The organism is Reichenbachiella sp. MALMAid0571 (assembly GCF_040151475.1).
In the GTDB taxonomy this organism is placed as follows: domain Bacteria; phylum Bacteroidota; class Bacteroidia; order Cytophagales; family Cyclobacteriaceae; genus CAXBNB01.
Map to the genome: position 1 here is coordinate 1 of NZ_JBDKWG010000106.1, position 21746 is coordinate 21746.

At 38.4% G+C, this 21746-nt stretch carries 20 protein-coding genes; 13 read left to right on the forward strand and 7 right to left on the reverse strand.

The window, feature by feature from the left end; all coding sequences use genetic code 11:
* The 4 genes from AAOP42_RS05405 to AAOP42_RS05420 all read left to right on the forward strand — a co-directional run.
* Positions 1 to 366: hypothetical protein (locus tag AAOP42_RS05405; RefSeq protein WP_349527444.1), on the forward strand; the 366-nt coding region annotated here is incomplete at its 5' end.
* A 490-nt stretch (positions 367 to 856) separates the two neighbouring features.
* Complete coding sequence (locus AAOP42_RS05410; protein ID WP_349527445.1) at positions 857 to 1651, forward strand: 3-keto-disaccharide hydrolase; 795 nt, start codon at positions 857 to 859, stop codon at positions 1649 to 1651.
* Between the two features lie 12 nt (positions 1652 to 1663).
* Complete coding sequence (locus AAOP42_RS05415) at positions 1664 to 3100, forward strand: Gfo/Idh/MocA family protein (RefSeq protein WP_349527446.1); 1437 nt, start codon at positions 1664 to 1666, stop codon at positions 3098 to 3100.
* Between the two features lie 108 nt (positions 3101 to 3208).
* Positions 3209 to 3862, forward strand: coding sequence for an RNA polymerase sigma factor (locus AAOP42_RS05420; RefSeq protein ID WP_349527447.1), 654 nt, complete (start codon positions 3209 to 3211; stop codon positions 3860 to 3862).
* An 8-nt stretch (positions 3863 to 3870) separates the two neighbouring features.
* On the opposite strand, the gene AAOP42_RS05425 is transcribed toward AAOP42_RS05420, so the two are convergent.
* Entirely contained in the window at positions 3871 to 4641 is a 771-nt protein-coding gene (locus tag AAOP42_RS05425) for a S1/P1 nuclease (RefSeq protein ID WP_349527448.1), read from the reverse strand.
* Positions 4642 to 4843: 202 nt separating this feature from the next.
* On the opposite strand from AAOP42_RS05425, the gene AAOP42_RS05430 reads away from it, so the two are divergent.
* Positions 4844 to 6874 (forward strand): M3 family metallopeptidase, encoded by a 2031-nt coding sequence (locus AAOP42_RS05430; protein WP_349527449.1) that lies wholly within the window; start codon positions 4844 to 4846, stop codon positions 6872 to 6874.
* Between the two features lie 28 nt (positions 6875 to 6902).
* On the opposite strand, the gene AAOP42_RS05435 is transcribed toward AAOP42_RS05430, so the two are convergent.
* Both AAOP42_RS05435 and AAOP42_RS05440 read right to left on the reverse strand, forming a co-directional pair.
* A complete protein-coding gene (locus AAOP42_RS05435) occupies positions 6903 to 7319 on the reverse strand; it encodes a hypothetical protein (RefSeq protein ID WP_349527450.1) in 417 nt (138 codons plus the stop codon).
* A 113-nt stretch (positions 7320 to 7432) separates the two neighbouring features.
* Positions 7433 to 8515, reverse strand: coding sequence for a family 10 glycosylhydrolase (locus AAOP42_RS05440; RefSeq protein ID WP_349527451.1), 1083 nt, complete (start codon positions 8513 to 8515; stop codon positions 7433 to 7435).
* Positions 8516 to 8775: 260 nt separating this feature from the next.
* Between AAOP42_RS05440 and AAOP42_RS05445 the strand changes: the two genes are divergently transcribed.
* From AAOP42_RS05445 to AAOP42_RS05465, 5 genes are all read left to right on the forward strand, one after another.
* Entirely contained in the window at positions 8776 to 10185 is a 1410-nt protein-coding gene (locus tag AAOP42_RS05445; RefSeq protein WP_349527452.1) for an MATE family efflux transporter, read from the forward strand.
* 68 nt (positions 10186 to 10253) lie between these two features.
* Positions 10254 to 11246 carry a Gfo/Idh/MocA family protein gene (locus tag AAOP42_RS05450; protein ID WP_349527453.1) on the forward strand — a complete coding sequence of 331 codons (993 nt, stop codon included), beginning with the start codon at positions 10254 to 10256 and terminating at the stop codon, positions 11244 to 11246.
* Positions 11247 to 11372: 126 nt separating this feature from the next.
* Positions 11373 to 11837, forward strand: a complete 465-nt coding sequence (locus AAOP42_RS05455) for a PIN domain-containing protein (protein ID WP_349527454.1) — start codon at positions 11373 to 11375, stop codon at positions 11835 to 11837.
* 366 nt (positions 11838 to 12203) lie between these two features.
* Entirely contained in the window at positions 12204 to 12770 is a 567-nt protein-coding gene (locus tag AAOP42_RS05460; protein WP_349527455.1) for a hypothetical protein, read from the forward strand.
* A gap of 189 nt (positions 12771 to 12959) precedes the next feature.
* Entirely contained in the window at positions 12960 to 13850 is an 891-nt protein-coding gene (locus AAOP42_RS05465; RefSeq protein WP_349527456.1) for a sugar phosphate isomerase/epimerase family protein, read from the forward strand.
* A 310-nt stretch (positions 13851 to 14160) separates the two neighbouring features.
* Here the strand turns inward: AAOP42_RS05465 and AAOP42_RS05470 are convergent, their stop codons facing one another.
* The 4 genes from AAOP42_RS05470 to AAOP42_RS05485 all read right to left on the reverse strand — a co-directional run bounded on the left by AAOP42_RS05470 (position 14161) and on the right by AAOP42_RS05485 (position 18361).
* Entirely contained in the window at positions 14161 to 15018 is an 858-nt protein-coding gene (locus tag AAOP42_RS05470) for a nucleoside phosphorylase (RefSeq protein WP_349527457.1), read from the reverse strand.
* A gap of 211 nt (positions 15019 to 15229) precedes the next feature.
* Positions 15230 to 16180 carry an oxygen-dependent tRNA uridine(34) hydroxylase TrhO gene (trhO, locus tag AAOP42_RS05475; RefSeq protein ID WP_349527458.1) on the reverse strand — a complete coding sequence of 317 codons (951 nt, stop codon included), beginning with the start codon at positions 16178 to 16180 and terminating at the stop codon, positions 15230 to 15232.
* Between the two features lie 430 nt (positions 16181 to 16610).
* Positions 16611 to 17249 (reverse strand): acetyltransferase, encoded by a 639-nt coding sequence (locus AAOP42_RS05480; RefSeq protein WP_349527459.1) that lies wholly within the window; start codon positions 17247 to 17249, stop codon positions 16611 to 16613.
* Positions 17250 to 17344: 95 nt separating this feature from the next.
* Positions 17345 to 18361 (reverse strand): SPASM domain-containing protein, encoded by a 1017-nt coding sequence (locus AAOP42_RS05485; RefSeq protein WP_349527460.1) that lies wholly within the window; start codon positions 18359 to 18361, stop codon positions 17345 to 17347.
* Between the two features lie 103 nt (positions 18362 to 18464).
* Between AAOP42_RS05485 and AAOP42_RS05490 the strand changes: the two genes are divergently transcribed.
* From AAOP42_RS05490 to AAOP42_RS05500, 3 genes are all read left to right on the forward strand, one after another.
* Positions 18465 to 19658 (forward strand): lipoprotein N-acyltransferase Lnb domain-containing protein, encoded by a 1194-nt coding sequence (locus AAOP42_RS05490; protein ID WP_349527461.1) that lies wholly within the window; start codon positions 18465 to 18467, stop codon positions 19656 to 19658.
* A 204-nt stretch (positions 19659 to 19862) separates the two neighbouring features.
* On the forward strand, positions 19863 to 20273 hold the full coding sequence (locus AAOP42_RS05495) for a hypothetical protein (RefSeq protein ID WP_349527462.1): 411 nt from the start codon (positions 19863 to 19865) through the stop codon (positions 20271 to 20273).
* 164 nt (positions 20274 to 20437) lie between these two features.
* Positions 20438 to 21589 carry a hypothetical protein gene (locus AAOP42_RS05500; RefSeq protein ID WP_349527463.1) on the forward strand — a complete coding sequence of 384 codons (1152 nt, stop codon included), beginning with the start codon at positions 20438 to 20440 and terminating at the stop codon, positions 21587 to 21589.
* Positions 21590 to 21746 lie beyond the last annotated feature (157 nt).

Sequence of the window (21746 nt, forward strand, 5' to 3'; positions counted from 1 at the left end):
GTAAAAACAGAAGAGGTCACAGTGGATGGAAAAAAGGTTGAAATGGATTTGAATGAATGGCAAAAATTCTGGCAAGTTCATTCTATGCACTATGATTCTGATGCGCAGGTTATGAAAAACATTAGTGCTACCTATCTACCCACTACTCAATCTGTACAACTCTCGCTAAACGAAAAATCTCTTAAACGAGACAACACCAGATGGAATTCTCACTATAAATATCAGTACAATTTAACGGAAGAGGAATCATATTCCGGACCTTTTGGAGAATTACGGTCTGGATCAAATGACTATACCATTTACCAAGGACTTCCTCCTGTACGTAGGGGAGAGCTGCCTTTGTCTAATGTATTTTCTATCAAATAGAATATGTCTGTAGCAAGCGAGTGTGGAGTACTAATACATAATTAATTTATCAATTTCATTTTAGAGTTAGCCATACTGGATGTATTGTTGAAATACAGAAGTACCCCCCCCATGGGAAAACCCATCGCTTGTTGGTGATTTTTACTTTAGAAAATATCATCTCTCCTGTATCAACAATTTTCCGAAAGAAATATAATAGTTCTCTTACCATTCTATTCACCGAATGGAGAATCAAGATCGGTTCTTTGATAGGTTTATTTGTAAAAAAACAGCAAAAAAATCTTACGATACCCCCTTTGTTACCCCTGTTGTTGTGCCTTTCTGGCATATATTGCATTGATAATGACTTTAAAATACTTTGCGGGTACCCTATTTGAAAGGAATAGTTTTTAAGTTAAAGAGGATAATGGTCATACAGATAATTAATTCTAACACAGTTATATTAAATAAAATGAAAACGAAATTATTGTCATTTAAAAACCGGAGTTTTATGAACCCAGCCTTATTATTGGCTTTGATATTGGTAATTTCTTCTTGCAGTCAGGGGTCAAAAAAAGAAGCTGACACTCAAACTCAGGCAGATGTGCAGACTAAAGAAGACTCTGATTGGATTTACCTTTTTGATGGAACAAGCACTGAAGGTTGGAGAGCATATAACGGAGATGCTCTGCCCCCGGGATGGATTGCTAAGAATGGAGAATTGACTTTCGATACGGAGTTGGGGCTTGAGCAGGATTACAAAGGCGGCAAAGACATCATTTACGGAGCAGAGGAATTTGACAATTTTGAACTTTATCTGGAATGGAAATTACCTGAAGGTGGAAATAGTGGTATTTTTTATCACTTGAAAGAAGGATACAAAGGACCGCCTGAAGTTTCCCCGGAATATCAGCTTATTGATGATGTTAACTATGAGAATATCCATGATTTGACCGAGTACAATCTTAGTCTGGGTTATACCAGTAAACCCGAGGAGTTAAAGCCTCTTCAACGTACTGGTTCTGACTATGCCATGCATCCGGCCGATACAGTAAATAAGGTGCTCAATCCAATTGGTGAATGGAATTCCAGTAGAATTATATTCACGCCTGATAATGTAGAACATTGGTTGAATGGGGTAAAGCTCCTTTCGTTTGTACCCTGGTCAGAAGACTGGTATGAGAGAAAGAACTCCGATAAATGGAAGAATAGTAAGGATTATGGAAAATATAAAACCGGATATATAGGATTGCAGGATCATTCTAGTCCTATTTGGTTTAGAAATATTAAAATCAGAAAATTGTAAAATAGTATTGATATGAAAAAAAGAGAATTTCTAAAGGCAGCCGCAGTATTGACCTCCTCTGCCGCTATACTACCCTCATCGTTATGGGCTTTGGCAAAAGACGGAAAGTTAAGGACTGCTCATATTGGAGTTGGTGGAATGGGAGCAGCAGACCTTGAAGCTATTTCTTCACATGAATCAGTAGTGGTTACGGCCTTATGTGATGTGGATTCTGAAAGATTAGCTGCAGCTCAAAAACTTCATCCGAAAGCTAAGGCTTTTTCTGATTATAGAATTATGCTTAAGGAAATTGGAAGTATGGTGGATGCGGTTATTGTTTCCACACCGGATCATACGCACGCACCAGCTTCTATGATGGCCATGGAAATGGGCAAGCCTGTATATTGTCAAAAGCCACTTACTCATCATGTCTCTGAAGCCAGAGCCATGCAAAAATTGGCAAAAGAAAAAAATCTGGTAACTCAAATGGGGATTCAGGTACATTCTTTTTATGATTATAAGTTGGCTACTTTGTTGATCCAATCAGGAATCATCGGTAAAGTACATACCGTACGGGCCTGGTCTCCAAAAAACTGGGGTTATGATGGTGCTGCACCCGAAGGAAATGATCCTGTGCCTTCTAACCTTGATTGGAATCTTTGGTTGGGAACTGCACCCGAAAGACTTTACAAAGAAGGTTTTTACCATCCCGGAAATTGGAGAAAAGTAATGGATTATGGGTGTGGGACTTTAGGAGATATGGGTGTACACATTTTTGATACTCCTTATAATGCCCTGGCACTTGATGTACCGAGAACAATTAAAAACAGTTGTAGAAAACCAACAGGATTTGGATTTCCCGAGAAAAATTTAGTAACCTATGAATTTCCCGGAACCAAATACACAGCTAAGACATTGAAATGGGTATGGTATGATGGGCCTGATGCTCCTGAGTCTCATGAAGATTTGAAGTTGCCGGGTGAAGGGAAATCATCGGAAAAATCAGTGTCATCAAATGACAAGGATGCAAAGATGGAGGATAAAATTTCGCTTGACGCAAAAATAGCAGGCGAAGGTAAATTGCCGGATCAGGGAGCCATGTTTATTGGTGAAAAAGGTCGTTTACTTTTACCTCACTTTATGCAGTTACCAAAGAAAATTGTTGATGGAAAGTATGTTGACATATCTTCTGAAATTGCCGCTGTTGAAAAAGCGAATAACATGGGGAAACCTATTCGTAATTATAACTCCGAAGGGCCAAAACATTATCACCAGTTTGTTGATGCATGTCTGGGTAAAGGAGAAACAACTGCTCCGTTTTCTTATGCATCGAGGCTGACAGAAACAATTTTGCTGGGAGTGATTGCTGGTCGATTTCCAGGTAAAACCCTTCACTGGGATAGTAAAAAAGCTAAATTTTCTGAGGAAGAAGCCAATCAATTTTTGGATTCGAAGTATAGAAAATTTTGATCATACTATAAAATTCTGTTAAATGACCCTGCTGGTATATCCGGCAGGGTTTTTTTATATCAGGGCAGGTAAAAAGCCCTGCTATTATTTGGCAGTTTAGGATATAATTTGATATTTACTTCAAATTATTATACTTATGTAAGCTCTTGTCATATTCTATTCATGCAGGTCAACCCACTATCAGATCACGAAATGGATGGTGAACTTTGGAAAAAGTTCAGGCATGGAGACCGTTTGGCTTTTCAAAAACTTTATCAAAAATACCTGCAAGATCTGTTTAATTATGGTTTTAAAGTTACTCCCCAAAGAAGTCAGGTAACAGATGCCATTCAGGATATGTTTATTGACCTTTGGAATAACAAATCCAACCTGTCTCAAACAGAAAATATAAAGTATTACCTTTTCAAAGCACTAAGAAGACGTCTTATCAGAAACATTAAGGCAGATAAAAGGTATTGGGTTGGGGAAGAAAAAATAGCTGAAAATGCCACATTGGTCTTACCATTAGAAAATATCATAATTGAAGGGCAGGAAAATGCTGAAAGACTGCATCAATTGAAAAAGGCTATTTCAAAGCTTTCAGACAGACAAAAGGAGTTGATTAGCTTGATTTTTTATGAAGGGTTTTCTTACGAAGAATGTTCCAAACTCATTGGGATCAACCTGCGATCAACCTACACCTTGGCTTGGAAAGCACTAGCCAGCTTAAGAAAGGAAATTGTAAAGTGCATTATGATTCCCTTTTTGTTTCTGTTTTCATAGTGCTCCTATTACCCATAAATCTCATTCAATATGCCCGCCAGCCGGATGCCGGCCTGTAATAGCCGAAGGTTTAATGTATCGATATTGTCGAAGGTGTATTTATAGGTAAGGAATTTGTCTTCTGGCAAGTCATAGATTTGTTGGCGGTACGATTTGGACTCATATGCCCAGTCAAGCACTTTGGAGTTTTGCCATTCAGCAATTTGTGCTTCAGTAGGAAAGTCAATTGCTTCGCAATATTCTGTAAAACTAAGCTGTTGCTCGTCTATGATACCACTGTCCCAAACCCGGTGAAGGTTTGAAGTTTCATACATATATTTCAGCTTCACATCATTGCCTCCTTTATCTTTTCCATTGCCCACATGCAAAGGCTGATGAATGTCTCCGATCAGGTGAGTGATGCACCTGATGGCATGCAACTCTCCTTCGTAAGTAAATTTTTTTGTTTTCAACTGCTCGATCAGGGCTTGGAGCATGATAATGACATCTCCCTCGTCAGGTGTGCCTGCTTGTTCGTAGGTCAGGCTGTCAGGGATCGTAGCAAAGTGCCAGTAATACTGATAGTCGTAGTTTTTATCCGACTTGATGTTGTCCATCCAGAAGCTGGCCATAGCCAGAGATTCATTGCCCAATATTTTTTGTACATTCTTTCTGGCTTTTTTTGTCATGTGGTTGTAGGCAATTTGACCTACTACACGGTGACCGGTTTTTCCCCAGGAAAAAGACTTTTCAGGAACAAGCAATACAAGAAGACAAGCCAATAAGACGCACTTTTTCATATTTGGGATGTTTTGTTAATGTAAACATACTAAAGGAAAGTAGAATTTTCCTTTTCCTATTTTTACCAATATATGAAGATTTTTTTATTGAAATAAATTCAAATTGCTTTTAAAGACATGATTTATTTTGTTTCAGAACTATAAATCAACTCCTTCCTATAAATTTGCAGTCCAAAAAAAGTAAAAAAATATCCCAAAATTTATGAGTAATCCATTATTGTCTTCTTTCGATACACCATTTCGTACTCCGCCATTTCATCTGATCAAAAATGATCATTACCTTCCAGCGGTTGAGTCCTTGATAGAAAGTACAAAAGAAGAAATAGAAAAAATAATCTTAAATGGTGAACCTGCTACTTTCGAAAATACCATTGAGGCACTTGAAAATACAGGCAGAGGATTGGATGCAGTTGCAGAAATTTTTTTCAACCTCAACTCTGCTGAAACAAATGATGAAATGCAGCAGTTGGCAGTGGAGATTTCTCCGAAGCTCACGGAATTCAACAATGAGATCATGCAAAATGTGAAATTGTTTGCCAGAGTAAAGGCAGTTTATGATCAGAAGAAAGATCTGAAATTGGATGCTGAACAAAGTATGCTGCTTACTAAAACCTACAAGGGATTTATCCGAAGTGGAGCAAATTTGTCGGGAAAAGACAAGGACAGGTTCAGGGAAATATCAATGGAGTTGTCTAAAACAACTTTGAAGTTCGGGGAAAATGTGTTGGCAGAAACCAATGGTTTTGAACTGGTTTTGGACAATGAGGACGATTTGTCGGGAATACCCACCGGAATAAAAGTACAGGCAGCAGCAGCAGCCAAAGAAGCAGGGCATGAGGGCAAGTGGTTGTTTTCTCTGCATGCACCCAGTTATATTCCTTTCGTAGAATATGCCGACAAGCGTGAATTGAGGGAAAAAATGTATCGTGCGTTTGCCTCTAAAGCATTTAAAGGAGAGCATGACAATCAGAATCTGGTGATTCAGATAGTGAAGCTGAGGGCTGAGTTGGCAGAATTGCTGGGTTATAAGACTTATGCAGATTATAAGCTGGAAGAAAGGATGGCGGAATCTCCTTCGAGAGTAACCTCTTTCTTAGAAGAATTGCTGACCAAATCTTTGGATAAAGCACAGTCTGAAGTAGCCGAGATCAAGAAATTCATAAAAGAACAAGGCGATGACATAGAGTTGGAGCGTTGGGATTGGGCTTATTATGCACAAAAACTAAAAAAATCAAAGTTTGATATCAATGATGAAATGTTGCGTCCATATTTCAAGCTTGAAAGTAGCCTGGATGGTATTTTCATTACAGCCAGAAAGCTTTTTGGATTGCAGTTTGTAGAGAACAAAGGCATTCCTGTTTACCACAAGGATGTAAAAGCCTATGAGGTAAAAGACGAAAATGGCAATCATGTTTCGGTATTTTATGCCGACTTTTTCCCGAGAAAAGGAAAGCGTGGAGGGGCATGGATGACCTCATTTCGTGGACAATGGAAAGACGCTACGGATCACCGTCCGGTCGTGTCAATAGTGTGCAACTTTACTCCGCCTTCTGAAGACAAACCTTCTCTGCTTACTTATGACGAGGTAAACACTCTTTTTCATGAATTTGGTCATGCGCTACATGGCATGCTGGCGAATGGAAAATACAAAAGCCTTAGTGGAACTTCTGTATTTTGGGATTTTGTGGAGCTACCGTCTCAGATAATGGAAAACTGGCTGGAAGAAAAAGAATGTTTGGATTTGTTTGCCCGACACTATGAGACTGGAGAGCCAATACCTCAGGAATTAGTTCAAAAAATTAAAGATTCTTCCAAATTTCATGCGGCATATCAAACTGTTCGTCAGCTTACTTTTGGGATGATGGACATGGCATGGCATTCTATTGATAAAAATGCTGACATTAAGGATGTTGTGGATTTTGAATCTGTGGCTACTGCTAAAACGGAACTGTTCAACAAAGTGGAAGGCACTTGCCTGAGTACTCAGTTTTCTCATATTTTTCACGGAGGATATGGTGCCGGATACTACAGCTACAAGTGGGCAGAAGTGCTTGATGCTGATGCTTTTTCTCTTTTCAAAGAGAAGGGAATTTTTGACAAAGCAACAGCCGATTCTTTCAAAGAAAACATTCTGTCAAAAGGAGGAAGTGAGCATCCAATGGTTTTGTACAAAAGATTCCGGGGACAAGAGCCTACTATTGATGCTTTGCTGGAAAGAAGTGGTTTAAAATAATAGAGAACTTTAAAATATGATGGCGGAGCTATGCGGGCTCCACCATCAACGTAACAACATAATCCGAAAGTTCGGTATTTTCATCTGACTTGAGAACCGGAGCAACAAGATTCAATAATGTGACCTTATACCCTCCAATAGTATTGGTAGAATTGGATTGATCTCCGATGGATAATTCCAGGTCCTGATTGTTTGCTTTTATCGTAATTACCAATTTCCCCTGCCACACACATTGGACATCTTCGGGACAAAGAGAGTTGGCATTCACTTGTGAAAATCGGATTTTTAAGTCTTCATTTTTTACAGATATTTCCTGATTGTATGCGATGTTGAATTGCTTGTTGAGTTCTGCGATTGCCGGAACATCCATGCTGTCTTCTTCACAAGCAGCTGCACTGAGAATAAAAAAGGCAATAATTGAAATGATATGGACTAATGATTTCATTGGTGTAATTGTATAATTCTAAAAATAAACCTGCTATCCTACAGACACAATTACAATTTCAATGGTTGGAAAGGGCTAAATATTTTTGAAAGGAAGTTTTAGGGTAAACGCATTCATTTGTTGAGATAAATCTTTTTCAGCACCTCTGTTTTTTCAGTGCTTTTGGCAATATCATTGGTCGTAAACATCATCACGCCAGTTGATTTGCTGCTTAACCCTCCCTCAAGAACTTTTTCAAATTCGCCTGCTGAGATTATACCCGGATCGTCATGTGCCTGAACTATCGGCCACACTTTGGGGTAAGAATCATTACCTATATCTAATCGGTTACAAAACCACTCTATGTTCTCTTCGACCCATTCTGGATTTCTACCCATTCTGGCATGATATACCATAGGTGAAAATACGTCAACGGTTTCTTGCAACAAGTCGTAATCTAACCCAAGTATTCTTCTTCGGGCACCATCAAAATCCTGATCGTTCCAGGGACAATGATAAAGCCCCAATAGTGCCTTTGGTCTTATTTCTTTTACTATTTGTTTTATTTCAACGGTCCAGTCAAAGATCACTTTGCAACGCCACTTACGCCACATTTCTTCATGATTATTGAGTATCCAGGCAGCACTTTCCGAAGTATTTTTTCCAGGGATTTCAAGTCCTGTACTTTGAGAAAAATTGGCTAAGCAATGATCACAAAAGCATGTTTCAGGTAAAATGGGTTTCGGGTCTTCGAACTGAGCATGCCAATGAACATAATCCATCCACACCCCATCAAGATCAAAATTCACCAGGAGTTCTCGTAGTTGAGCAAATCGATATTTCCGAAATTCGGGTTCGGTAGGGCACACTCCCATAAACCATGTAGCCGCCTCGATTTTATTTCCTTTTTCATTAATTGCCCATGCCTCAGGGTGCTTTTCTACATAATTCTTTCCATTCAGGGTAGCAAATTCAGCGAATACCTTCGCTCCTTCGGATTTGGCTTTATCAATCATTTCTTGGTTGATTGATCCACTATGAACGAATATGGAGTTAATACCCAATTCATTCAATGTGAGTCCCTTGTCCCATAGTGCTTTTGGATTGCCATAGATGCCTTGTATTTCTACCACTTTTCTGTCTTGCTCGCAGGATATTAATGCTAGTGCAATAATTATTGGAAAACATAGTGTCCAAAATTTTAAGTGAATGTGCATTGTTGATTGATTCTTGTGAGGATAATTATACCATTTAAAGATAATCAGGAATAGAGAAGATATGTCAACTGAGGTTCAAACTTGTTTGAGCTTTTTCTAATAAAATTGAAATTTTTTGTTGCAAATGATATGGTTTAGTAGATACATTTGCCCATCATGAAGGTGAATTATAACATACCGTCCCCAATTGTAATGTCAGCAGCCCATCTATAATCGGCTGTTGATCCTGTCACAATTACTACTTTTAATTCACTTATATCATGACTAATATTTACAAATACATACAAAAACTATATTCTTATTTCAAGATCGCTATCAAGGGTAGTGAAACTGAATTTACCTCCGGCAGTATCAACAAAGCCATTTTTTTACTGTCCGTTCCCATGATTTTGGAGATGGTGATGGAATCACTTTTTGCAGTGGTTGACGTATTTTGGGTGGCTCAGGTGAGCACAGATGCCATTGCTACCGTCGGACTAACTGAATCTGTAATGATGATGGTTTACTCCATAGCCATAGGCATGAGTATGGCAGCAACCGCTATGGTTGCCCGAAGAATAGGTGAAAAAAATCCTAAAGGAGCCGGGCATGCTGCTTTTCAGTCCATGCTTATTGCTTTTGTTATTTCCATTTTTATTAGTGTCTTTGGTATCTACTATGCCAGGGACATTCTGGTGTTGATGGGAGGCTCGGAAGAATTGATTGAAAATGGATACGGCTACACACAATGGATGCTGGGAAGCAACTTGTGCATCATGTTTCTTTTCCTTATCAATGGAATCTTTCGTGGAGCTGGAGATGCTTCCATGGCGATGCGTTCCTTATGGCTGGCTAACGGGCTGAATATAGTACTTGATCCAATATTTATATTTGGGGTTGGTTCGATCATTCCTGCCTTTGGAGTAGAAGGTGCAGCAATAGCAACCACCATCGGACGATCTACCGGGGTGCTTTTTCAACTGTATGGATTGTTCAACGGAAAAAGGATCATCAAACTGACGCTTGAAAATGTAAGGGTTAGAATGGCGACAATTAAAAAAATATTCAATATTGCACTTGGTGGGATGGGGCAGTTTCTTATAGAATCAGCCAGTTGGATCTTTCTGGTAAGGATTATATCAGAATTTGGGAGTTCGGCATTGGCAGGTTACACCATTGCTTTCCGAATTATTGTATTTACTATTTTGCCTTCCTGGGGCATGGCGAATGCTGCTGCTGCCTTAGTAGGACAAAATCTGGGAGCGAAAAAGCCCGAACGGGCAGAGGAGTCTGTATGGAAAACAGCACATATCAATACCGCATTTTTAGGTTTTGTCTCTGTAGTATTTTTCATTTGGGCTCATTTCTTTGTTGGTCTTTTTGCACAAGATGCCTCGGTGTTGGATTATGGCGTATTGGCATTGCGCATTATTTGTGTTGGCTATATCACCTTCGCTTATGGAATGGTAATCAGCCAGGCTTTTAATGGTGCCGGAGATACCAAAACGCCCGTTTATATGAACATCGTCTTTTTTTGGTTAATACAAATTCCTCTTGCATACTTATTGTCTTTATACTTTGAAATGGGCTTTATAGGTGCCATGATTTCTGTGGCAGTGGCATTTGCATTACATGCTATGGCCTGTATATACATTTTCCGAAAAGGAAACTGGAAGTTGATAAAGCTGTAATAATTTGATTGAATGATTCCCGTGTCAGGAATCATTCAATTTTCGTTATAAAAAACTATAAGATTTATATGAAAAAAATAAAAGGCAATACTGTGAAGTGGGGAATCATAGGCGTAGGGAATGTATGTGAAGTAAAGAGTGCCCCTGCCATGTATAAGATCCCAAATTCTGAAGTTACGGCAGTGATGCGGAGAGATGGAACAAAGGCGGCAGATTTTGCAGAAAGACATGGGATTTCGAGCTGGTACAGTAGTGTCGATCTGCTGATCAATGACCCCAATGTAAATGCGATCTACTTAGCTACTCCACCCAATGTACATGCTGAGTTGGCGATAAAGGTGGCGACAGTTGGCAAGCCGCTTTATGTGGAAAAACCTATGGCCAGAACTTACAAGGAATGTCAGGAGATGGTAAAGGTTTTTAAAGAGAAAAAGCTACCACTCTATGTTGCCTACTATCGCAGGGCTTTGCCCAATTTCCTTAAGGTAAAAGAGCTAATAGAAAATGGCGCAATAGGAAAAGTGAGGATGGTACAAGTAGAAATGGTAAAACCCATAGCCCCGGATATCATTACTCACCTGAATGACAACTGGAGGGTAAATCCTGAAACATCAGGTGGTGGTTACTTCTATGACCTGGCATCACACCAACTGGATTTTTTGGATTTTCTTTTTGGACCGATACAAGATACCAAAGGGACTTCAATCAATCAGGCTGCAGCGTACCAGGCGGATGACATTACGGTGGCTAATTTTTCTTTTCAAAATGATATAATCGGTATTGGCAATTGGTGCTTTACTGCCGGCAATTCCATTGACAAAGAATTGACTACCATTATTGGCAGCAAAGGGCACATTACCTACAGCACCTTTGAAAACTCTACAGTCTATTTGCATTCCGATGAGCTCGGTCATCAGCAGTTTGATTTCGAAATGCCCGAACATATCCAGCAGCCATTGATCTCACAAGTAGTGAACGACCTTTTAGGCAAAGCCACTTGTGTAAGTACCGGAGAATCAGCAGCCAGAACCAATCAGGTAATGGAGGCCATTACGGGTTGATATTGGCTTAGCCTAATTTGTAGGTTTTGTGGATATGGGATATCTTACAGGAGTGGTTATTGTGCATAAGCTGGATTTTATAAAAATGCATTATTAAACATCAAGGAATTCGTAACTTAAACTTAGATGAAAAAAATACGGATTTATATCGATACTTCAGTTTTTGGAGGACTCTTTGATGAGGAGTTTAGAGAATTTACCGAGCCACTCTTTGATCGGATTAATAATGGTGAATTTATGATATTGTATTCAACTGTGACGCAGGAGGAACTAGTAAATGCTCCTAAAAAGGTGAAAGACTTAGTAAGAAGCCTAAGAACAGAATTCACTGAATTTATTGAGGAATCGAATGAATCTGTTGAATTGGCTTCAAAATATATTGCTGAAAAAGTTGTCGGAAAATCAAGCTATGCCGACTGTCTGCATATAGCCTTAGCAACAATAAAAAGAGCTGACTTATTAGTTAGCTGGAATTTCAAACATATCGTTAATGTAGAAAGAATTCGTGGCTATAATTCCATTAATATCAAGAATGGCTATAAGCAACTTGAAATTCGATCACCTAGAGACTTGATGCATTATGAAGACTAAAACAAAAAAGGAATTTGACGCTGTAGGATTTATGAGAGAACAACGAAATTCACTCAGCGAAAAACTTAGCAAAATGACTAAGGAGGAAATTTTAGAATATTTCCATAAGAAGCGCTTGGAAAACGGTGTAAAACCATGTGCATAAAACCATGCACTGCCTACTTGATACCTGTATAATTAGTGATTTGTATGAGGATAGTGTGAACTTTCAGAAATTCACACAATATCAAAAAGATCAAGACTTAAAATTAGTTGTATCAATTGCATCGCTTCTGGAACTAAAAAAAAAGGGAATCTCGGTACAATTGGTTTAAGGGATTACTGAAAGAGTTTCCATTTGAACTAATTAAACCAGCTAATCTGCTAATGAAAGATGAGATTGAGTGTTATCCAAAAACCAATAGCATCAGACCATTTTTAATCAATATATCAGAAAGACCTGATTTTATTGATTATTTGGAGAATAACAAACTCTTTGTCAAAACCACTGAATTTCTTGAGCAAGAAAAACCAATTGTTTTACAATCGGTACTGAATCTAAGAAAGAATTTTAAACCGGACAAGAATGGCAAATATTCAAATGAAGCTATCGAAGGATTTGTTCAACTTGTATCAAAAAACCAACTCGATAAATTCTTTAATGATCGATCTCAACATATCTATAATACTGAGACAATTGACACTTGGAAATTAAAATCTCTCAGGTCTCAACTATTGATTACTCTCTGGAAGTTTTATTTGATGAAAGATAGGAAAGCTCGAAAATCTGATATTTTTGATCTCACCATAGCATCATCATTGCCATATGTTGACCTAGTACTAACTGAGAAGAATATGGCGAATGATATCGAGCAAATGAGAAAAAGAAATTTGTTCTTTAATGGCTTGAGAGCATTCAGTCTAAATGGATGGTTAAAAGTTCATGACAATTGATATAGCACATGCTTCGAAGTGGGTTCTTAAATAGGTAATTAATCCTTCGTGGCAAATTGACGGAGTATTAAATGGCGTTTGCTTCGCAAATATGTTAGTTTCCGATTCAAGGATTGAGGAATTAATCCAAATTTTTTAAAAAAAGCCAAGAAACATGCGGCATTTCTTGGCGTTAACTCAACCACAGCCATGCAAAGAAGAAAAGTAATACAAACACTTGCATCAGTTCCTTTGTTGACGGGTCTCACTTCTTTTGACACAAAGGACTACAAGGATCAAAAAAGAGCAAATCTAAAAACTAGTCTCAATGCTTATTCCTTCAATAAGTCACTCAGGTCAGGAGAGATGACTCTTGACGAGATGCTTGAATTTTGTGCGGAAGTAGGCTTTGACGGCATAGATTTAACAGGGTATTATTTAGAGGGTTATCCAGAAGTGCCTTCTGATGACTATATTTTTTCTGTTAAAAAGAAAGCACACCTTTTAGGACTAGACATCAGTGGTACGGGCGTCAGAAATGACTTTACCAATGCAGATAAAGACGTAAGAGCACAAAGTACTGCGCATGTAAAACAATGGGTAGATGTTGCTGCAAAATTGGGTGCTCCTGTTCTTCGGGTTTTTGCAGGACGTACGGAAACTGCCGGATTCAGCAGAAGTCAGGTTTTACCTTGGGTGATAGAAGGATTCCATGAATGTGCATCCTACGGTGCGAGCCGGGGAGTCGTTATCGCAGTGCAAAATCATAATGAATTTATTAAAACCACTGACCAGACCATAGAAATAATAGAGGCGGTGAATTCTGAATGGTTTGGATTGGTGCTGGATACAGGAAGCTACCGACAGGGAGATTTGTATGCCAATATTGAACGCATGATCCCTTATGCCGTCAATTGGCAAGTAAAGGAATTGGTCACCAACAATGGCAAAGAGGAAGACATAGACTTAAAGCGGTTGGTGAAAATCATACGGAGTTCAAACTACAAGGGCTATTTACCGATTGAAACATTCGGTGATGATCATTTTAAAGAAAGGGTAACCCAATTTTTGAATAAACTTCAAGAGGCATTGAAGGATTGAACTTGTTTATTTAAAGATTAAAAGGCATATCAATAGAATACTGATGACAGACATAGCTGTTGAATAAACCACTTTTCTTGTATCCTCTTTTTTGAATTTGAACCAAATAAAAATCAGCGAACAGTAAAGACCAAACAAAACTGATTCGGTACTGTCATCAACTTCATCAATATTGTCAGCATGAATGAACATTTTGTTGTTTTTGTTGTGGAGATTGTTCCAAATCTCGGCATTCAAAAATGCCCTAAAAAAGGTAAGAAATACCAGAGCTATAACGATGAATATAGAAGAGAAGGTCATAACGCTTTGCTTACAACCTATCCAACACCTTTTTGATCAAGGAATCCACTACTTTTTGAGGGTCTTTGGAAAACCGATTTCTAGCCCGATTGGCTATAATGGCATTCAGGCTGATCATTTCATGACCCATCATTCTTGCCATGGCGTAATACCCGGCGGTTTCCATTTCCAGGTTTGTCAACCAAAACTCTTCATGATTGAAGTACATGAGGTCTTCGATCATTTGAGGATATTTTACTGGAATCCTTAAGGTTCTTCCTTGTGGACCATAAAACCCCGGAGCTGTGATGGTGTTTCCTGCCATCATATCAAAAGCAAATTGTTTTTTCAATTCACCCGAACCTTGCACACAATAGGGTTTGAAAGGCAGGTCTAGGTATTCTTTGAGTTTGTTGGAAATAGTATTTTCAAACCCAGTTTGGCGCAGGTTGTAAAAACACATCAAAGTATCTAACCCTATGCCATAATCAGATACCAAGTGGGTGCCAAGTCTCACGTCTTCCTGCAGGCTTCCCGAGGTGCCAAGCCTGATAATTTTGAGTTTTCTTTTTTTCTCTTTTATGGTTCTGGTTTTGAAGTCAATATTAGCAAGGGCATCTAGTTCAGTCAGGAATATCTCTACATTGTCTGTACCCATTCCGGTGCTCATCACCGTCACATCTTTTCCTTTGTATTTTCCTTTATGGGTAATGAATTCCCGCTTGTTCATCTCAAATTCGACCTCATCGAAATGCTGACTGACCTTAAATACCCGACTCGGGTCACCTACGGTAATAATGGTGTCGGAAAGGTGCTCTGGCTTGAGACTTAAATGATAGACACTTCCATCTGGATTGATGATCAGGTCAGTTTCGGAAATGTTGGACATGCAGGTAGGTTAAATGGTCATTAGTTATTTTTCTCATAAGGATCGAAAGTTAAGAATGCTTGAGTCACATTTGACCTGAGCCTTCTGATGTTTAACCACCTCCTTTAGATAACTGCAACAATATAATTAGATAGCGCCTAATTTGGAAATTATATCCGTTATTACCCTTTTTGGATACAGGAGCTTTCCCATGGATTCCATGTAATTTCTTTTATCGTTTTAACCCTCTATATGGGTTATAACCATTCATTTCTGTCTGGTAGTAGCCTGTGCCATCATAGGGTCTTGTATCCGGGTTTTTGCTGCATTCTTCTGAGCAGCAACCATTGTACATTTCTGCTCCTTTTTCTGACAATGGCATGTGCCTGTTGCAGTGCGGGTTAGCACAATTCACCATTCTGTCGCAGGGTTCATTGGTCACAAAGCATTTGGAAATAATAGTAGGATTGACCTTGTTCACCTCAGTGGCGATCCTGTTGTCAAAAACATAACACTTGCCTTCAAAATCTTTTCCATCAGTTTCTATACCGTATTTTATGATTCCTCCATGGAGTTGATATACATTTTCAAAACCTTGCTCCAGTAGATAGGCACTTGCTTTTTCGCACTTGATCCCTCCGGTACAGTAAGTGATCACCCGTTTTCCCTTGTACTTTTCGAGTTCTTTAACTTTTTCAGGATACTCCCTAAAGTTGTGGATATCAAGGGTAATTGCATTTTTGAATTTACCAAGATTATGTTCGTAATCCGACCGTACATCAAGAATAACGGTATCTTCATCTTTTTCCTCCAGTACTTTTCTAAATTCTTCCGGTTCCATGTATTTGCCGGTTCCGTTTGCAGGGTGAATGTGAGAAAGGCTGGAATTGACGATCTCTTTTTTTAACCTGACATGTATTTTTTTGAATGCAGGTTCGTCTTCAATGGCGATTTTAAATTCGGTGTGCTTAAACCTCGGATCGGAATGCACTTCCTGCATGTACTTTTCACAGTCTTCTTTTGATCCAGATACAGTTCCGTTCAAGCCTTCTTTGGCCACTATTATTCGCCCACGAAGATTGTTTTTGATACAAAATAAATGATGCTGCTCCCTGAATTCTTCAAGATTATCAATTTGCGTGTAGCAATAATACAGCAGTACGTATTGTTGTTTTTGTTCCATAACAGTTACCCGTTTCAAGCGGGATGTTAGTTTGATAAATTGTTTAAAAAAATATAAGTTATATCAGTTCTTGTATTTATTTTCTATTCAGTGAAAACCTTAGTTTCCTCAAATTTCTATCTTGCTAAGATCCTTCACTTCCTGCCTCGCCGACAGGCGGGTGTTCAGGATGACAAGAGTTCAGATTGGTTGTCCTTCCAGAAGCCTGATGAAGGACTACTGTTTCTGATTTGTCACACTGAGCGCAGCGAAGTGTCTCAACTTGGTACTTTCCATAGCAATAGAGTCTGCTTATAATGTGCTTTAAGAAGCCTTTCAGGATTCTTAAAGCTTGCTGTTTTATCAGCTTTACCAATCTTTAAAAGCTTAGTAAAGCGTGGATAGTTACTTTGTATTTCTTAGCTTCCAACTTCTTTCTCCTCACTTTTAGCTACTTTTCTATTTCAACAGATGGGTTTCCAAACACCATTTTTCCTGCCGCTACATTACTGATTACAACAGATCCGGCTCCCACTCTCGCATTTTTTCCTATGGTGATCCCTGATATTAATACTGCACCAGACCCAATAAATGCGCCTTCTTCCACCACTACATTGGCACTTACCACACTACCTGCTCCGATTTGAACAAAATCGCCAAGTTTGGCATTATGATCAATCACTGATTTGCTGTGCAAAATACAATGGTTGGCAATGTCGGTACCTGCTCCTATTACTACTCCGCCATTGAAGAAATTGCCATGCCCGATTTTCGCAGATGAAGCAATAATGACAGAATTATGTACTGCATTGATAGGCATCACCTTTCGCTTTTTAATGAGCATGTTGGTCAGGCTTTTTCTCAATGCATTGTCATCGCTGGCTACAAAAGCATCGCATTTTTTGCCAATTATTTTTAGAAAACTCTCATCGGAAGTTTTGCCCAATACCTGAACATTGTCGATTTCAGTATTGTGTGTGTTTTTGTCATCATCAAGAAAACCGTAAACTACGTTTTTGTTTGATTCAAAAATTTCCAATGCTGCCCTGCCAAGCCCTCCTGTTCCAAAAATCATTATCGGATTGTCCATAGTTTTTTTATTTTGAGGCGCAAATTTAGTGGAAAATCATGGAAGTCGGAAGAATGGAGCTAGAAGAAGTGCTAGTTCACTTTAACTGTATTTCGTCATTCGAATACTTGAAGCCCCTCAGAGCAATTCTTGCAAATGTCAATTTCTGATCTCGATTTTAAGATAGACTGACGAAACGAATTGTATCTTTCGCTTTTCCAAATATTGGTGAACGAGTTTTCGTTCATGTCTCCCATCACATGGCTGGCATCTTTGTCGAAGCAACAAGGCACTACTTTTCCATCCCAGGTCACTACACAGCTGTGCCACATCTTCCAACACTGATTGAGTAGCGGATTTTTCAACTCAAATTTCCCTTGAGTATTTTTCTTGTACCGTGAATATTGCTCGGTATCTGGGATTAAAGGATTTCCATTTTCATAGTCATAGACCTGAGCTGTTTTGATTTGGACATCATCAACGCCGAGTTTTTTTGCTATGTCATGAATTTCTGGTACCTGATGCTCATTGGGTTTTACCACCAAAAATTGAAATACTACTTGAGGAGTACTGCTTTTGAGTTTCTTTTTCCAATGAACAATATTTTTTGTACCGGCTATCACTTTGTCCAAACTGCCACCAACTCTGTAAGACTCGTAGGTTTCCTGGGTGGTTCCGTCAATGGAAATGATGAGTCTGTCCAGACCAGACGCTATTGTTTTTTGAGCATTTTCGTCATTGAGGTAATGGGCATTGGTGGAGGTAACCGTATATATTTTTCGAGACGAGGCATATTTTACCATTTCTGTAAATTGGGGGTGGAGGAATGGTTCTCCCTGGAAATAAAAAGTGAGGTACAGCAGGTGATTTTTCAGTTCATCGATTTTGGTTTTGAAAAAATCTACATCAAGCATACCCGTCGGGCGGGTAAATGACCGCAATCCGCTTGGGCATTCAGGGCACCTGAGGTTGCAGGAAGTGGTTGGTTCGAATGCCATGCTGAATGGTAATCCGGGTTGCCTTACTTTGCCTGTGGCTTTGGAATAGTAGTAAGATCCATAGACATTCAAGGCATTTACTATTTTGGCAAATGTCAGCTTTGAGGCTAAATTTTTGAGGTCTGAGAATGTCACAAGCTAATAGGAAAGTAAGTGCGAAGGTAATTTTAATCCAACCAACTATTGATTGGAACAAACAAGAAAGTTAATTTACGACCTCATTTAAGAACCACAAAACATGACCCGATATATTCTTGCCATCTGTATGGTATTTCTTTTCTCGGAAAGTCACTCACAGCGGCTATCTGAAAAGGCGGAAGTTACGGTTCTGACAATTGGACCAACCCAACAAGAACTTTATTCGGCATTTGGGCATAGTGGATTCCGGGTATTTGATCCTGTAAACGGAATAAACAGCTTTTATAATTATGGGGTTTTTAATTTCAACCAACCCAATTTTTATATCAATTTCACCCGTGGAAAACTCCTGTATAAACTGGGAGTAGATGATTACGATTTATACAAGCAGTATTACATACGGGAGAACAGATCGATTACTGAGCAATACTTGAACCTTGATCAAAATCAAAAACAAGCTGTTTTTGATTTTCTTCAGGAAAACAGTAAACCTGAAAACGCCGACTACTATTACAACTATGCCTTTGACAATTGCGCCACAAAAATAAGGGACGTGTTGAATGAGTCGCTTGATCACAAAATCACCTATGATTTTGCTTATGCTAAAGACGGCTATACCTATAGGCAGTTGATGGATTTGTATCTGGAGCAGCAGCCTTGGGGTGATCTGGGAATAGATATTTGTCTGGGCAGCCAGATAGACGTGAAAGCCGATGGCAATGGCTATATGTTTCTTCCTGACTATGTGTTGGCAGCTTTTGATAAAGCGGTTATCAAAGAAAATGGTACTTCTAAACCTTTGGTTAAAAAGACAGAAAAACTTTTTAAAGGCAATGGGAAAGAGGGTTTCAGTTTTCCTGTTTCGCCTTTCACTTTATTTGTAGTGGTATTTTTCTTTATAGGACTGATGACCCACCGCTCTATTAAGTATGGGGTGAGGAATAAATGGTTGGATATTTTGCTCTATGGCATTACCGGCATTTTGGGCGTATTGCTATTGTTACTTTGGTTTGGCACAGATCACCTTTCGGCTTACAATTTCAACCTGATATGGGCCATGCCATTAAATCTGGTGGTTTTGTTTTTTATGTTTAAAGAAGGCAAATCACCACTGTGGAAATTTTATTATCTCGGATACGGACTTCTTATGTTGATGTTTATTGTTTTTCGAGAATTGCTGCCGCAGCAATTGCACCTAGCACTTGTTCCATTTGTGCTAGGACTGGCCATCAGGTCATTTTACCTCTATTTTGATATGAGAAGAAAAGAACGGGGAGATCGGTATATTTTGTAGATTGATTTTTTCCAGTAAACATAAAACGCAAATCTTCTATGCGTTAATTTTCTTAGTATTTTTATGCTTTTATTGCCATTTTCTTATTTAAAACTTGGTTTCGCAAGAGATATAAAAGACCTTTTGAATCCGAATTTACAATATGAGGAAGCTTTTGAGTGGTAGTTTAAAGAAATAATATCGAAAATGGTTTAGGAGATAACTATGGAAAAGATTGTAGAAGAGCTTATAAAAGACATATTAGAATATAATCCTATACATCAGGATATGCTAACTGTAGCAGAAGTTTGTTCACACAGCGTAAATGGAATTTCCAGCAAGAGAGACATCAATACTGCTCTTCTCTCCAAAAACCATGTTCGTTTCATAAAACCTTCTCATATCAATGTCTCAGTAAAAACAAGAAGCACTAAGAATGGTAATGTAAAATTCTATCTGTATCTATCTGGACGGAATGGTCTTAACGAAGTTGATCCCTTAGCTATATCATGGAGTCAGAATAATCACATCACCTTGCAACCTAGTGCACCATTCTTAGAATTTCACAGGCTCACCTCTCGTATTGACGATTCAAAGATTTATTGGGATGATCTTTCAAGGCCATTAAAACAGTAGTAGAAAACTCGCCAACAGCACATTATCAGTACCCAATATATGATATTCATGGGTATGTAAAAATTCATCAAGAATATCTCGCTGAGTATTTAACAACATGTAATAGAACTGCTATACAAATCTTTCAAGAGATAAGGTGGGTTAATATTTCTCCAGAACTTGAATTGTTATTAGTTGATGATCATTACATTTTTGAAAATGAAAATTTAGAAGTTACGTTGGCAAGACATGATTTCGATAAAACAATAGTCAGATTAGAGGTTAATGGATACCGTATTTTATTTGAGCCAACTAAAAAGAAAAAACAACAAATTTCTATAGATGGAGACCTATGGCCAGGCATAAAACAAAGGATTACTCACTATGACTTACGTTTTATACTTGGAATTCAATTCGGATATGTTCTAGATGAAGTGCTTGAAAAGTATGAATCTCAAGATGAAATCTTTGAGGTGTCCGTTCAATCTGGAACAGTTCAATACGGTAATCAATGGGCAGTAACACACTGTAATAGAGAAGGACGGAATGCAATTAAAGTGGATTTAAAAAAGCTCTATGAGGGAACGCCATATGAAGAGATAGAGCATTGGAAAAGTTTTGCAATTCATCCTGAGAAAATTGACTACTCTGATAAAAGCATTGCTTATAAAAGTCAATTGCTTGTAAGAAAGTACATGCTATTCGCCCGTATACTTTCTGACTTGTTAAGTAGAATAGTACCGTTTGACATTGATCCTGAATCACTGGTTTCTTTTGATCAATCTTCTCTGGACAATTATACCATTTATGACCATGAAGTTGTGAAACCAATAACCCATCATGTGAGTTATACTGAATTTTCTCGAAACGATTTTCTAATAAGGTGTAAGAACTTGTCTCGGTTTATCAATGAAGGGATTGATGGAGGAATAAGGACATATAGAAAATGTGGTGAGAAACTTGGGCTTTATGAGATAGCTGAGAAAAAATGGGGAAGTCTCAAATTACTCGACCTAATATTGAATTATTTAATGGTTTCTCACGTCGAGGGATTTCATCCAAGACGTGATCAAGCTCTAGTTATTGAGGCATTAAAAAAGAAAAACCAGCTTCAAATTATACCAACCCTTTTTGCATTAAATGATTTAAGGCAACTCGATGCTCATAGAAAAGATGAGTTTAATTCGATATTCAATCACAATTTAGAAAGGTTCGGTATTCATCCAAATTCCATAGGAAACAATTATTCTGAAGCCATCAATATCGTTTACGATAAATTGAGAGATACTTTTTCTGATTTAAATATGGCTTTAAATCAATGGTATGACTTTGATTAAAAAAAACTTGTTATATAATTACTGACATCCGACTAAATTCTATTTTTCACAAAAAGGTCTTGTAGAAGTTGAATTAAGGATCTTTTCCTAGGTTCTCATAAACACCCCCACTTGTAGGATCGAACATGTTGAGTTGTACTATCTGTAGGTTTCTGCT

Bases quoted from the DNA above. Each gene is read 5' to 3' on its own strand.
- AAOP42_RS05415 (WP_349527446.1), top strand. From the start codon at position 1,664: ATGAAAAAAAGAGAATTTCTAAAGGCAGCCGCAGTATTGACCTCCTCT.
- AAOP42_RS05455 (WP_349527454.1), top strand. From the start codon at position 11,373: ATGAAAAAAATACGGATTTATATCGATACTTCAGTTTTTGGAGGACTC.
- AAOP42_RS05450 (WP_349527453.1), top strand. From the start codon at position 10,254: ATGAAAAAAATAAAAGGCAATACTGTGAAGTGGGGAATCATAGGCGTA.
- AAOP42_RS05480 (WP_349527459.1), bottom strand. From the start codon at position 17,249: ATGGACAATCCGATAATGATTTTTGGAACAGGAGGGCTTGGCAGGGCA.
- AAOP42_RS05495 (WP_349527462.1), top strand. From the start codon at position 19,863: ATGGAAAAGATTGTAGAAGAGCTTATAAAAGACATATTAGAATATAAT.
- AAOP42_RS05470 (WP_349527457.1), bottom strand. From the start codon at position 15,018: ATGTCCAACATTTCCGAAACTGACCTGATCATCAATCCAGATGGAAGT.
- AAOP42_RS05440 (WP_349527451.1), bottom strand. From the start codon at position 8,515: ATGCACATTCACTTAAAATTTTGGACACTATGTTTTCCAATAATTATT.
- AAOP42_RS05425 (WP_349527448.1), bottom strand. From the start codon at position 4,641: ATGAAAAAGTGCGTCTTATTGGCTTGTCTTCTTGTATTGCTTGTTCCT.
- AAOP42_RS05445 (WP_349527452.1), top strand. From the start codon at position 8,776: ATGACTAATATTTACAAATACATACAAAAACTATATTCTTATTTCAAG.
- AAOP42_RS05435 (WP_349527450.1), bottom strand. From the start codon at position 7,319: ATGAAATCATTAGTCCATATCATTTCAATTATTGCCTTTTTTATTCTC.
- AAOP42_RS05430 (WP_349527449.1), top strand. From the start codon at position 4,844: ATGAGTAATCCATTATTGTCTTCTTTCGATACACCATTTCGTACTCCG.
- AAOP42_RS05460 (WP_349527455.1), top strand. From the start codon at position 12,204: ATGAAAGATGAGATTGAGTGTTATCCAAAAACCAATAGCATCAGACCA.
- AAOP42_RS05465 (WP_349527456.1), top strand. From the start codon at position 12,960: ATGCAAAGAAGAAAAGTAATACAAACACTTGCATCAGTTCCTTTGTTG.
- AAOP42_RS05490 (WP_349527461.1), top strand. From the start codon at position 18,465: ATGACCCGATATATTCTTGCCATCTGTATGGTATTTCTTTTCTCGGAA.
- trhO (WP_349527458.1), bottom strand. From the start codon at position 16,180: ATGGAACAAAAACAACAATACGTACTGCTGTATTATTGCTACACGCAA.
- AAOP42_RS05410 (WP_349527445.1), top strand. From the start codon at position 857: ATGAACCCAGCCTTATTATTGGCTTTGATATTGGTAATTTCTTCTTGC.